Annotated in this window: 10 protein-coding genes; 3 read left to right on the top strand and 7 right to left on the bottom strand. The window is 70.4% G+C overall.

The features are described 5' to 3' along the window. Positions 1–43: 43 nt before the first annotated feature. Together ACZ4VK_RS28375 and ACZ4VK_RS28380 are read left to right on the top strand one after the other, a co-directional pair. Positions 44–2,809, top strand: a complete 2,766-nt coding sequence (locus ACZ4VK_RS28375; RefSeq protein WP_468357875.1) for a helix-turn-helix transcriptional regulator — start codon at positions 44–46, stop codon at positions 2,807–2,809. Between the two features lie 47 nt (positions 2,810–2,856). Then, entirely contained in the window at positions 2,857–3,822 is a 966-nt protein-coding gene (locus ACZ4VK_RS28380; RefSeq protein WP_468357878.1) for an alpha/beta hydrolase, read from the top strand. Between the two features lie 150 nt (positions 3,823–3,972). Here ACZ4VK_RS28380 and ACZ4VK_RS28385 read toward each other — a convergent pair whose 3' ends face one another. The 7 genes from ACZ4VK_RS28385 to ACZ4VK_RS28415 form a co-directional block, all read right to left on the bottom strand. Further along, a complete protein-coding gene (locus ACZ4VK_RS28385; protein WP_468357881.1) occupies positions 3,973–4,935 on the bottom strand; it encodes a PDR/VanB family oxidoreductase in 963 nt (320 codons plus the stop codon). A 59-nt stretch (positions 4,936–4,994) separates the two neighbouring features. Beyond that, the gene (locus tag ACZ4VK_RS28390) at positions 4,995–6,344 is read right to left on the bottom strand and encodes an SCP2 sterol-binding domain-containing protein (protein WP_468357884.1); all 1,350 of its coding nucleotides are present in this window, start codon (positions 6,342–6,344) and stop codon (positions 4,995–4,997) included. Positions 6,345–6,462: 118 nt separating this feature from the next. Continuing rightward, entirely contained in the window at positions 6,463–6,840 is a 378-nt protein-coding gene (locus ACZ4VK_RS28395; protein WP_468357887.1) for an alpha/beta fold hydrolase, read from the bottom strand. Positions 6,841–7,881: 1,041 nt separating this feature from the next. After that, positions 7,882–8,451 carry a TetR/AcrR family transcriptional regulator gene (locus ACZ4VK_RS28400; RefSeq protein WP_468357890.1) on the bottom strand — a complete coding sequence of 190 codons (570 nt, stop codon included), beginning with the start codon at positions 8,449–8,451 and terminating at the stop codon, positions 7,882–7,884. A gap of 164 nt (positions 8,452–8,615) precedes the next feature. Continuing rightward, positions 8,616–10,115, bottom strand: a complete 1,500-nt coding sequence (locus ACZ4VK_RS28405; protein ID WP_468357893.1) for an MFS transporter — start codon at positions 10,113–10,115, stop codon at positions 8,616–8,618. 167 nt (positions 10,116–10,282) lie between these two features. Further along, on the bottom strand, positions 10,283–10,681 hold the full coding sequence (locus ACZ4VK_RS28410; RefSeq protein ID WP_468357896.1) for a PIN domain-containing protein: 399 nt from the start codon (positions 10,679–10,681) through the stop codon (positions 10,283–10,285). A 338-nt stretch (positions 10,682–11,019) separates the two neighbouring features. After that, positions 11,020–11,691, bottom strand: coding sequence for a hypothetical protein (locus ACZ4VK_RS28415; protein ID WP_468357899.1), 672 nt, complete (start codon positions 11,689–11,691; stop codon positions 11,020–11,022). Positions 11,692–11,885: 194 nt separating this feature from the next. Between ACZ4VK_RS28415 and ACZ4VK_RS28420 the strand changes: the two genes are divergently transcribed. After that, positions 11,886–13,547: a phospholipase A2 gene (locus ACZ4VK_RS28420; protein WP_468357902.1), complete on the top strand. Its 1,662-nt coding sequence runs from the start codon at positions 11,886–11,888 to the stop codon at positions 13,545–13,547. Positions 13,548–13,696: the final 149 nt, after the last annotated feature.

Below are 13,696 nucleotides of genomic sequence, written 5' to 3' on the forward strand. Positions count from 1 at the left end.
GTACCTGACCAGGGAAAACACCCACGGCCAGAGGAGGAGGCGCATGACGGTCCACCCATCCCGGCAGCCCGAGATCGGCGACGAGGACACCGTCCTGGACCGGGACGGCGAGATCGAGCGGATCCTGCGGTGCGTGACGCGCGAGCCCGGCAGTCCCCAGACTCTGCTGCTCCTCGGCGAGGAGGGGATCGGACGTACGACCGTGCTCCGGCACATCAGGGAACGGGCCGCCGCCGACGGCGTGCTGGTGCTGTCCGCGCAGGGCTGGGCCGAGGACCCACGGCACGCGCCCGCCTGTCTGCAGCAACTGCTGGCGCCGGTGCGGGGAGAGCTGGCCGCTCTGCCCGCCGCGCTCCACCGGGTGCTGACGGCCGTGTCGCGAGGAGACGACAGCTCGGACGAGGCGGAGCTGCACGCGGCGGTGACGGCGATCCTTGACCGGCTCGCCGCGGCCCGGCCGCTGCTGGTGTGCGTGGACGACGCCGACCTGTGCGACCGCGTCTTCCTGGAGTCGCTGTTCGCCGCGGCCCGGCTGCTGACCGGCCGCGCGGTGACGATGCTCCTCGCCGCCCGCCACGAGGCGGCCCTCCCCGGCCCGCCGCCCGGCACCGAGACCGTGCGCCTTGGCCCGCTGAGCGGCACCGCCGCCGCCGCGCTCCTCGACCGGCAGCCGGCGCCGCCCGTGGGCCGGCACCGGCTGGAGATCCTGGCGCGGGCCGAGGGCAACCCCCTGGCCCTCAGGGAACTGAGCCGGAGCGTGCGGGGGAGGCGGCACCCGTCCGCGGAGCACCGCTTCGGCGTACGACTCGACGCGCTGCCCGCCGCGACGCGCCGGGCCCTGCTGTACGCGGCGGCCGCCGGGCCCGGCGAACCCGTGGCCGCGGTCATGGCCGCCCTGAGCACCGGCGACCTGGCGGTGTGGGCGCCGGCGGAGGCGGCCGGACTCGTCACCCTGGTCGAGGACCGGCTCGTCTTCCGGCACCCGCTGGCGCGTTCGGCCGCGTATCTCGGGCGCCCGGCGGGCGAGCGCCAGCAGGCACACCGTGCCCTGGCCGAGGCCGCCCCGCTGCCCGAGGTCAGGGCCCGGCATCTGGCCGCCACCACCGTCGGCACCGACGCGTCCGTCGCCGCCGAGCTGGAGGCCTCCGCCTGGCGGCACGGGGACGCGGTGGAGGCCGCGCACGCGCTGGAGCAGGCGGCCCGCCTCAGCGCCGGGCGCCCGGAACGCGCCCGCCGACTGGCCGAGGCCCTGACGGCGGCGCACACGGTGGGCGACCCCGGCTGGGTGCGGGAGCTGTACGGCCAGGTCGTCCGGGAACCCGCCGATCCGGAGCTCACCTGCGCCGCGGCCGCCGCGCTGGCCTCCACGCTCTCCCAGGAGTCCGCCCAGCGCGAGGCATTCGAGCTGCTCACCGGCGTCTCGGAGCTCCTTCCCGTGATCGACCGGACCCTCGCGCTCGCGCTCGTGGGTCTGGCGGCGGGCATCGCCCACCAGTCCGGGCTGCCGGAACACACAGCGGCCCTGGCCACGCTGCTCGACCGGGCCCGGCAGGCCGAGGGGCCCGAGCGCCGGCCCTCCGCAGCGGCCGGACCCCTGGTCCACCTGGACACACCGCACACCCGGCGAGCGCTGGAGGCGCTGGTCACCATGGTGGCCCGGCCCCGGTCCGCCACCGGCTCGCTGTCCGGCCTCGGCCGGCGGCACGGCGCCCAGCCCGCCGGCGCGGACACGCCGGCCGCCCGGGCGGTCCTCGCCGCGGTGGCCCACCACGCGGACGAGGCGGACGTGGAACTGGGGCAGTCGCGCACGGCTGACGACCGGCTGCGGACCGCCCGCGCCTTCGGCCTGCGCGGCTGGTCGGTCGTCGCCCTCGTGGACACGCTCGTCGCCATCGGGCGGTTCCCGGAGGCCGAGACCGTGATCCAGGGCGCCCTGGAGGAGGCCGCGGTGCTGCGCCTTCCCCGCCTCCAGGCCGATCTGGAGGCGCAGGCCCTCACTGTGCGCGCACTGCGCGGAACCCTTTCCGCCGCGCCCCCGCTCACCCCCGCCGTCTGGCGTGCCGTCTGTCTGGACGAGAACCGTGCCACCCACGCCCGGCTGTTGCGCGGCCGCGGACTCGCCGCCCTCGCGCACGGAGACATGGAAGGCGCCTGGCGGCAGCTGCGCGACCTGTTCAGGGCCGACGGAGCGCCCCTGCACCCCTTCCTGTCGGCCCGGAGCATCGCCGAACTCGCGATCACCGCCCGGAGGACCGGACGATCGGCGGAAGCCCTGCCGATCCTGGAGCGGGTCCTGGCGGAGCAGGGCGAGCGCCCGAGCACCAGGATGACCCTGCTCCTGCACCACGCCGGCGCCATGGTCGGCCCGGAGAGCGAGGCCGAGGAGCACTTCCAGCTCGCGCTCGTCAACCACGGGGCGAACCGGTGGCCGTGGGAGACCGCCCACCTCCGGCTCAACTACGCCATCTGGCTGCGCCGTTGCCGCCGCACCCTGGAGGCGCGCCGGCAGCTGACCACGGTCGTGGAGACCGCCGAACGGCTGGGCGCCGGCGCCCTCGCGGCCGCCGCCCACCGCGAACTGCGCGCCAGCGGCGCCGCGCCCGCCCCCGAGGACGACGGCTTGCTGGAGCAACTGACGGCCCAGCAGCGGCAGATCGTCCAGCTCGCCGCACGCGGTCTGTCGAACCGCGAGATCGGCGAGCGGCTCTTCCTCTCGCCTCGTACCATTGGCTCGCACCTGTACAACGTGTACCCCAAGCTCGGTGTGAGCAGCCGCCATCAGCTCCGTGCCCTGGTACGGGACCGGTGAGGGGGGCCGGTGTGCCGGGCGGAGGCGTACCGGGCGGAGGAGAGTCCATGAGGCACGGGCCACCGGGTACGGCCGTGACCCTCGACCACGTGGTGCAGCGCCTGGTCAGCGCCTCCGCCGCACCGCCCGCTCTCGACGACCTCGGGCCGGCCGCGGCGCGGCGGGCGCTGCGGGAGACCCAGGCCGACCGGTTCGAGGACTTCGACGTGGACGCGGTCTTCCACGTGGCACCGGTCGGCCCGTCGCGGCTGCTCGGCTTCTGGACCGTCCGCCCGGCCGGGGCGGCCGGCCCGCTCCCGGCCCTCCTGTACCTGCACGGCGGCCGGTGGGCGCTCGGCGACGCCCAGACCCACGCCCGTCTCATCAGCGAACTCGTCACCGGGGCGGGGGTGTGCGCCGTGGTCCCCGAGTACAGCCGCGCCCCGGAGGCCCGCTACCCCGTGGCCCTGGAAGAGTGCTACGCCCTGCTGACCTGGGCGGTCTCGCGCGCTGACGAACTCATGCTGGCCCCTGACAGGTTGTCGGTGGCGGGGGACTGCGCCGGGGCCACGCTGGCGGCGGCCGTGACGATGCTGGCGAAGAAGCGCCACGGGCCGCGGATCGACGCGCAGCTGCTCTACTACCCGCTCACCGACGCCCGCTGCGACAGCCCCTCGCAACGGCAGTTCGACACCGGCTACCTGCTGACGCGCCGGGCGCTGCGCACCTACTGGGCGCGGTACCTCCCCGACCCGGCCCGGCGGACCGAAGCCACGGCGGCACCCCTGTGGGCGTGCCCGGAGGAGCTGGCGGGGCTGCCGCCCGCTCTGGTCGTCACCGCCGAGGCCGACGTGGCCCGCGACGAGGGCGAGGAGTACGCGCGGAGGCTGGTCGAGGCGGGGGTCGACGCACTGTCCGTGCGGTTCCTCGGCACCATCCACGACTTTGTGGCGCTGCACGCCCTCGCCGACAGCGCACCCACCCGGGCGGCCATTCTGACCGGTTGCGCCTTTCTGCGTGCCCGTCTGGGGTGACGGGCACACAACGACCTGGCCCCATGACGAGGTCTTCCGGCATGACCACCGCGATCGGCTCCTACGAAGCGCGCAGTTTCTGATGGGTCGTCATGCGCGATGGGCGGCCGCCGGGCGGAGCCCGCGGCATCCGGAGGCTTCTGTGGTGGATCAGAGGTCGAGGACCAGGCGGTCGCCTCCGGCTCGGGAGACGCAGATCATCATGGAGGTGCCTGCGGCGCGTTCCTGGTCGGTCAGGACCGAGTCGCGGTGGTCGATCTCCCCGGACAGTACGGTGGTTTCGCAGGTTCCGCAGATTCCTTCCTCGCACGACGTCATCACCGACACGCCGGCATTCCCGACTGCCTCGAGAATGGACATGTCCTCAGAGACCTTCAGCGTCTTGCCGGCCTGGGCGAGTTCGACCTCGAAGGTCGTCAGCGGTCCGGCGGTGACGTCCTTCTTCGGGGCGAAGCGCTCCAGGTGCAGAGATCCGCTCGGCCACTCCTCGCAGCCGGCTTCGACCGCCGCGAGCAGCGGTTCCGGGCCGCAGCTGTAGACGGCTGTCTTCCTTCGCGGTTTGCCGAGCAGCGAAGCCAGGTCCAGCAGTCCGTACTCGTCCTGGGGGCGCAGGCTCACCCGCTCTCCGTACGCCCGCTGCAACGTCTCTCCGTACGCCATCGAAGCCCGGGTACGGCCGCCGTAGACGAGGCGCCAGTCGGCGCGGGTCGCGTTGACGGCCGCGATCATGGGGAGGATCGGGGTGATTCCGATTCCGCCTGCGATGAACAGGTAGGTTTTGGCCTTCACGAGCGGAAAATGGTTGCGGGGCCCGCGTACGCGCACCGTCTCGCCTTCCGTGAGCACGTCGTGCACATGGCTCGACCCGCCCCGGCTTTCCGGTTCGCGCAGCACAGCGACCTGAAGGCGGGACCGCTCCGCCGGGTCTCCGCACAGTGAGTACTGCCTGACGAGGTCGGCTCGCAGCATCAGATCGATGTGTGCTCCCGGCTGCCATTCCGGCAGCGGACGGCCTTCCGGGTCGCGCAGCGTCAGCAGCACCACATCTTCGGCTATCGTCTCCTTGCGTTCCAGCATGAGGTCGAGTTCGACCTCGGTTCCGAGAGTGCTCATGGTCGGCCTTTCATCTTTCACGGGTGATGAATTGGTGGTCCACGTTCTTTCCTGTCCGATCAGGACGGGAAGCAGCGGCCGAAGTCGCGCAGCAGCCGAGGGGGGCCTTGCAACTTGATCTGGCGCCGCACCAGTGCCCACGCCAGGAGCGTCGGTCGGGTGAGGAAACGCAGCCAGGTGGCCGTATCGGCGGTGACCTTGAGGTCCGGCTCACCGTGATGTCCGTCGGAGACATCGAGTTCGCGGTCGCGGATGGTCACGGTGATCTGCCGGGACTCGTCGCCGGTGAAGGTGAAGTGGTAGGTGGCGGACATGTCCTTGGCCTGTTCGCGCTGAAAGATCAGCGGCATGCCTTCCACCAGACCGTCGATGCTGTTCGCGCGCAAGCTCATCGCGACATGTTTGGTCCGCTTGTTCGGGAAACGTTTGGCCACGTGTTGCTCGGCATCGGAACCGGGGACGACGTAGACGGTCTCTTCCTTGTCCACCAGTGGGCGCACGATCTGGGTGAGGTGTGATTTGCGATTTTCCAGCCAGGGTCCGATGACGTCTTCGCCGGCCGGGCACACCGACATGCAGTAGGCCGCTTTGTAATTGGCGCCGAAGGAGAGGCTCTGCCACATGGACGCGCTCTCGCTGTCGCTCACGCGCGATCGGTAGTCGTGGGCGTCACGGCTTTCGGCGACCTGTTCGGCCCAGTCTCCGAAGCCGCCCATGAACTCGCGGTAGTTGTGTGTGTAGCAGGCGGAGAAGTCGAAGTGGCCGTCGGATGCGATCGCCCCGGTCGGGCAGGCGGTCACGCACAGCTTGCATTCCAGGCAGGGGTTGTACTCGATGGGCTGGGAGAGGTCGCTGACCTCGGCGTCGATGAGGATGGTGCCCAGCAGGACGAAGTTGCCGAACTTGGGGTGGATGACGTTGCGGTGGATTCCCACCTTGCCGAGTCCGGCCGCCACGGCGACTGGCTTGTGTCCGACGACCCATGTCTTTCTGGGGAACTTGTCCATCTCCATCGGAAACCCCATCGCGGGGTTGATGGCGCGCACGCCCATCGCTTCCAGCTTGGCCACCATGTGCCGGCCGACCTCGTTGGTGTGGTCTCCGGTGTGATGGAATTCCAGGTTGGCCACCGAGCGTGCCGGGGTGCGGATGTTCTCCCGGTTCATCCGGGTCACGAAGCTGATCAGTACGCGGACACCCGGCAGGGCGGCTTCCAGGTCCGCTCGCTGGTCGGCGATTTCCGGCCGGTCGATCTCGACGAAGCCGACGTCGTCCGCGCCCGCGTCGAGACACAGCTCCCGCAGCCAGGACGCGTCCAGCGCCTCGGTGGGCCGGGCGGCGCCACGGTCGGGCTGCTGGCGGACTTTGAGGACGGTGGGATGGTCGTCGAGCTTGTTCTTGCCGGCCATCGTGCTTCCTTTCCTGTTCTCTCATGTCGTGTCAGGTGTGCGGTGGCCGCTCGTGAGACCGCGTCGCACACCTCGGTGTGGGTGGGGTCTGCAGACCGCGTCGCGGTGGCCACTTCGGTCAGTGGATCGTCCGGACGCCGGGCAGGGCACAGGCGGTGCGGACCTTGCCCACGGCTTTGCTCCGCACCGCGCACTCGTCCTCGCGTCCGGCGTGGAGCGGTGGAGTGGAGGACCGGATTTCCCTCCGAAGCCCTCGGCGGCTCAGGCGGCGGCCGCCAGCCTGGGTGCGGGTGAGGGAGGGCGGGACCATCCCGCCGGGCAGGATCGGCGGAATACTGAGCCCGGCCACCGCGCGGACCTTGTCGGGGCGCAGCATCGCCGCGGCCCAGGCGACGGGTGTGCCCCAGTCGTGACCCACGACGACCGCCTGCTCCTCGCCGACTTCCTCGATCAGGGCGATCACGTCGACGAAGCGGTGGGTCAGCGAACTTTTCACAAGGGTTCCCTTTTACGTATGAGTGCGCGCTCAGTTCTTCACCTGCGGGTACAGGGCTTCCAGGTCGGCGGACAGCTGTGACGTGACCCGGCGGGGCTCCAAGAAGCAGGAAACCGATCGGTTTCATCACCGTAAACCGATCGGTTTCATGATGCAAGCCAGGTCGGCTCTGTGCGGCTCGGCGTCGCACGGGTGCCCGGCCGACACCTCGCGGGCCTCCCAGGGGCGACGCTCAGCACCCGCCGTCGTCCGGCGGCGGCGCAAGGGCCGCTCCAGTGCGCCGACGGGCAAAGCAGCCCTCGGGACGCGAGGTGGCCGGGTGTCCGGTGGGGGTTGCCCAGGTGAATGGCGTCGGCCATGTCGCCCAGGCGATCCCCGGCGCTTCCTGCCGGGTCGGAACCAACGCCAGGACGATGTGGGGGCTGGGCGGCAGTGGAGGATCCACTGCCCGGGCCACGCAGACCGTGGTCGCGTCCCGCACCGGGCGCCTCGCCGTCGCCCGTCGCCGTCGCCGAGCAGGCACAGGTGCTATTCGGCACGCGCCGCCCGTTGGTGCGGGTTCACGGACCCGTGGTGAGCACGCCGGCCAGTCGGCCCGACGTACAGCGGCGAAGTTGCCGAACGTGCCTTGGTTGAAGATGGCGTACCAGCCGTCGACCTGGAAGACGGACAGGTCGACCTGGTGGCGCAGTCCGGCAACGCGGCAGGACCGCGCCCTGTCGGGCTCCCGCCGGGAACGCTCGCAGCCGAGCCCGGGATGTCATCGTGGGCGAACGTGGGAATCCGCTCGGCGCGCAGCTCCCCGCAACTGTCGTTCATCAGGCCGGCCGGATCCGGCGCAAACCCGGTGACGCTGCCCGCGAGCCCGTCGGGGTCGGTGCGGTGACGTCACATCAGGAGCGGTCGGCCCCAGGGCCGGTCGCGCACGCGTCGTCGCCGTCCTTGACCGCGTCCACCATCAAGCGGTGGAAGGCGTGACCCCGCGCGACGCCGTCGAGCGGGGTCACGCGGGAGGTGTCGCGGCTCGGGGGATGCGGCGCGTCAGCGCACGCCTGCCGCGTCGAGGAGGGTGGCCACCGTGGGGGCGATGAGCCCCTTGAGGTTGTCGGCTCCGATCCCCGCGCGGGCGCTGGCGCCGTCGAAGACGAGGATGAGCTGCCGGGCCAGCAGGTCGGGGTCGCCGGCACCGCCCTGCTCGGCCTCGGCACGGAAGAAGGAAGCCAGCCCTCCCTTGACCCGGTGGGCCACTTGGCTCGCGGGATGACCTTGGTCCTTGAGTTCGATCTGCGCAGACAGGTACCGGCAGCCCCGGAACTCGGGTGCGCCCGCCTGTGCTTCCACCTGCTCGAAGACGTGCAGGATCCTCTCGCGCGGCGAACGGTCGTCGTCCGCCGCGGGCAGGAGGGTCGCCACGAAGGCGGAAGCGCGCTCCTCCAGGCTCGCCGCCAGCAGTTCGTCCTTGCTCTCGAACAGCTGATACATGGAGCGCTTCGACACGCCCGCCGCCTTGCACAGCGCCTCGATGCCGATGCCGACGCCGTCTCGGTAGGTGAGCGTGGCCGCCGCCTCCAGCAGCCGATCCCGGGGACTTGGCTTCGCTTCGGTGCTCATGTAGGGAGGTTAGCTCGATTCCGACCAAAAGAAAACCGATCGGTTTACGCGTGTGGGCGGAGTGATCTTCGGAGTCGCCCGGAGTCGAGCGGGCGTGTGGGCGTGTGGGCGTGGTGGGCGGGGCGGGCTCGGCCCCGCCCCGCGACGCCTCGGTGCATCCGGGCTCAGTGGGCGATCACGGGCTCACCCTCCGACGGCGCCAGAGCGCGGTTCGGAATCAGGAACGCCGAAAGCGCTGCGCCGATCACGAAGATCCCGGCTCCCCATGCCAGGGTGGCCGTGTAGCCCTCGACCCCGGCCTGCGCCGCGGTCAGCGCGCCGGGCTTGTGCGAGGACAGGTAGTCGGCCGTGGCCGATGAGGCGATGGTGGTCAGCAGCGCCGTGCTGATCGAGCCTCCCACTTGCTGGCTGGTGTTGATCAGCGCTGAGGCGACCCCCGTGTCCTCGTGGTGCACGCCTGCGGTCGCCCCCTGGAACGCGGTGGTCATCACCGCGCCGATGCCGAGACCCAGCAGAATCATCCCGGGCATGATGTGGGCGACGTAGGTGCTGTCCAGGGCGAGCCGGGCCAGCAGGGCCATGCCGGAAGCGGAGACCAGGAACCCGGCGGTGATCACGACCTTCGGTCCGACCCTGGGCAGCAGCAGCGACGGCGCCGTGGTCGACGAAGCGACGATACCCACGACCATCGGCAGGAACGCCAGACCGGCCTCGATCGGCGAGTAGCCGATGCTGGCCTCCAGGTAGTAGGTCAGGAACAGGAAGATCGAGAACATCCCCATGCCCAGGACGAACACCGCCAGGAACGCACCACCGCGGGTCCGGTCCAGTATCAGTCGCAGCGGCAGCAGCGGATGCGCGACCCGGGACTCCAGCCACACGAACACCGCGAGCAGCACCACGCCGCCCGCCAGGGAGCCGAGGCTGACCGGGTCGGTCCAACTGGTTGATTCGACGTGCGCGAATCCGTAGACGATGGCGAACAGCGCGGCGCTGACCGTGATGGTGCCCGGGATGTCGATTCGGGGCCGCTCGGTGACCGCGGGCTTGGCCAGCAGCAGCAGCGCACCGAGGAGCGCGACGCCCGCGAAGATGACGTTCACGTACATCACCCAGCGCCACGACGTCCATTCGGTCAGCATGCCGCCGAGCAGCAGCCCGACCGCGGCGCCCGCACCGGACAGTGCACTGAAGATGCCGAACGCCTTCGGCCTCTCGGACGGCTGGGTGAAGGTCACGCTGAGCAGTGAGAGAGCCGCGGGTGCCAGCAGCGCGGCGAAGAGACCCTGAGCCACACGCGCCCCGACCAGGATTTCGAAGCTGCCGGCCGCGCCGCCGACCACGGACGCGCCCGCGAAACCGACCAGACCGGTGACGAAGGTGGTACGCCGGCCGAACAGGTCACCGAGTCGGCCACCGAGCAGCAGCAGGCTGCCGAACGCCAGGGCGTAACCCGTGATCACCCACTGCCGGCTGCCGTCACTGAAACCGAGGTCGTGCTGGGCTGCGGGCAGCGCGATGTTCACGACGGTCGCATCGAGCGTGACCATGAGCTGTGCCGTGCCCAGCACGACAAGCACCCACCAGCGCATGGCATGCGAGCCGCGGCGGCCCGAGTCTGTCTTTCCGGAGGCGGGTGCCCCGCGGTCGATGGTGGTGCTCATTTTTCCCCTTGGTTGCTGATCGTGGGCCGACCGTCGATTGGAAACCGATCGGTTTCCATCTAGGTAAACAGATCGGTTTCCTCGATCGCAAGTGAGGGGTGGTTGCCTCTCGATGTCATTCGAGTGCTGGTCGGGTGGTGGGTGAGGTGGCTCTGCCTCGGCTCGCGTCAGACCTTCTCGGCGGCGACGCGCGCATGCTCGGCGGTGAGCATGGTGATGCCCTCGACGTCGGACGTCAGGATGGTGATTCGGCCCGGGTGGACGAGGGCGGTGGCGCAGAGCATGGCGTCGATGGCGTACTTGTGGCCGTGGAGCCCGGCTGCCCGGAGCAGGGTGGCGGCGGACTGAGCCAGGGTCTGAGTGACCGGTTCGGCTCGTAGTCGGGGCAACGTCCGCTTCGGCGCGGCGTCGTTGATCCTGGGGTGGATCACCTCGACGAGCACCGCAGCCGAGGTGATCACCGGAAGGTCGGCCTCACGAGCGGCGGTGAGCCGCTCGTGGACCTCGCGGTCGCGCTGAACGGCCTTGGCCAGGCCCTCGCTATCCAGGATGAGCGCGCCACTCACGCCACCGCCCCGGCATCGGATGTGCATCCGTCAGTGAGGTCCGTCAATCGAGTGGCGTGGCGCCATGCCGCTTCCCGCGCCTCGAAGTGCCTGGCGCCTCAAGCCTCGGCGTACTGGATACGGGCTTCTTCCATGGAACCCAGCCCTCCGTGAGCATGACTGGTTGCTTACGCAACCTTGATCGCGCGTCTCGTGGACAACTGTCCCCAATGGCCCGGCGCCCCCTAACTCGCCGCTATAGCGCCGATTTAGGACACTATCTCCCATTCAGGGTGACGTGGCGTTGTTGAGCGGTCACCCAAAATGAGACAGGGTATGTGACCTCGCTCACATCAAGCTCACGAGCCGCGATGGAGATTTGCACTATCGAACGGTCCGTCCTTGGGGGCGACACAAGCGTCGACCTCCGTCAGTTCGCCGTTGGCGGTGCCGTCCAGGCACAGTCGCCCTCCCTTGTCGCGGAGGTCGATGACGAACTTCGTGACGGTGGCGGACTGCTTCAGGTCGTGGATGCGCTCGTCGATGTAGCCGAGGCCGTTCAGTGCCTTCCTGACCTGGGCGGGATCGGGTCGCTCGATCTGCAGGACCGCCTCGGCCACGCGCTGTGCGTGCTGGACGCCGGCGCACCAGTCGTGGGCGTCCAGCTCCACTTCCGGGCCTGCCGTGGGGGCGGCTGGTTCGACCGCGCCACCCGGCGGCGGCTCCACCGTGGTGCCGGGCGGCGGCTCCACCGGAGCGGTCGGAGCCTGGCCCTCCGGGGTGGCCGGCGACTCCCTCTTCGTGCCCGGCGGGGGGCACTCCCGTGCCACCTCGTCCAGCATCTTGACGAAGGCCGCGTCGTTCCTGGCTGAGACGGCATCGGCGGACTTGCCCCGCTCCCCCTGGGGGCCCGGCTGCTCGGAGCCGCAGGCGGCCAGGGTCAGAGCGGCGAGAGCCGTCACCACGAGGATGCGCCGACGAGGGCGCTTTTCGGTGTCAACTGCCCTGATCGGGGCGTGGGTTCGCTTCATGTGTCCAGTCTTGGGCCGGGCCGAACGCGCCACATGAGTACGCGTACTCAACCTCCGGCGGCGGCCGGGCGATCTTCACTGCTGCAAGGAAGCGGAATCAACTGCCTCTGTTTATGAGGCACTTGTGGTCGTGATCAGCGCCGGTCTACGGTCCGCAGCGATCAAGCAGCACACCTACGAACGAGGGGGAACTCGTGCGCAAGACAGCTCTGCCTGTCATGGCCGCACTCTCCATGGCGCTGATGCTCCCGCAGCAGCCCGCCGGAGCCGCCGTCATCGAGCAGCCGCAGGCCGCGGCCGCCACAGTCGAACCGCCGCTGGCCGACGGGGAGATCCAGCAGGTCGGTCCCGGCCTGTACTCCACCGCGGAGAAGTCCTTCGAGCTGTACGAGACCGATGTGGCCGAGGGCCTCATGGGCCGTACCCACACGGTGACCGAAGGCGCGGACGGAGTCGCCAGGCCGGAGTCGGCGCCCGCGACCCGTCCGGACCAGGGTGTCTTCGGCCCCGGCTGGGAAGCCGGGTTCCTGGGTGGTCAGCTCAACCGCAAGCTGGAGCAGAAGGCCGACGCCGTCGTGGTCACCGACCTCGACGCGAAGGTCTCCGTCTCGTACGCCCTGAAGAGCAGCGTCGACTACCCGAGCGGTGGCGGCGTCAAGAAGTACGAGACCGCCACCGGTGACAAGCTCACCGAGACGACCACGTACAACGAGGCGACCGGCACGCTGGTGACCACCGCGGTCGAGACCCTCGCTCCGGCCACCGGCACCCCGGACACCGACGTGACCGGCGACGAGGACGCCGGCGCGGCCATCGGGGTCGCCAACCTCACGGCGACCTACAACTGGAAGCAGGTCGCTCCGGGCACCGACAAGTGGCGTGTGACCAGCCTGGGCAACCTGGCCGACGGCCCCACCGCCACGGTCTCCTACGACACCAAGGGCCGAGTCGCCACGGTCAGCGAGCCCGCCACCGCCGACGCTCCGGCGCAGTCGGTGGCGGTCAAGTACTCGACCGCCACGACCGCCACCGGCACGGCGCTCGGTGAGTACACGGGCCGCGCGAAGGAGATCACCCTCACGTCGGGTGCCACCACGCAGACGCTGGCGCGCTACTCCTACGACGCCTCGGGTCTGCTGCGCGACGTGACCAACCCGGTCGAGGGCACCGACCCGGTCTCGTCGTACGCCTACGACTCGGCGGGGCGCGTCTCCGACGTCGCCTCGCCGACCAACGGTGAGTGGGACCTGACGTTCCCGGCCGACTCGGCCGACACGGCCGCCCCGAACGCCGCGCCCGTCGGCACCGACCTGCCGTCCTCCACCGAGCCCCTGCAGGGGCCGGCCGGCGACGGAACCGCGACCACGCCTCCGTCCGGGGACTTCACCACCGGTGAGATCACCGACCCCCAGGCCTACCCGCGCTACTGCAACCGCGCCACCGAGTGGATGTGGTACCTCAACCGCGGCTGCGTCGCGTGGGCCGCGCACTACGGCTGGCACTGGCCGAAGTTCCGGTACACGCCGACCGGCTTCCGCGTGGCGGGCATCGTCTACGACGGCTGCAGCACCCCCGGCCCGAACATCAGCCGCCCGGGCGGCTTCAACTTCCGGGCCGCGTGTGACACCCACGACTACGGCTACGGCCTGATCGGCAACACGTACAAGGGCTACAGGTACTACCTGGACCGCAGCAAGAAGTCGAACGTCGACAACGCCTTCTACTCCACGATGAAGACGCACAGCTGCAAGGCGTACAACATCTTCGTCCGCTGGAAGTGCAACTCCTACGCGTACGTCTACCTCAAGGCCGTGGCCTGGAAGGGCCACCCGAAGAACGGTGCCAACAAGACCTGATCACGGGTCCGCGCACCTTCTGACGACACACAGCACGACCTCCTGACGGAGCAGGCTCCTCGGGTGTGAACGGGCCGGGTGGCGGAAACCTTTTGCCACCCGGCCCGTTCCGCCAGGGCCTCTCGCCACATCGCTCCCCACATCTCCCC

Source organism: Streptomyces sp. NPDC028711 (assembly GCF_055565415.1).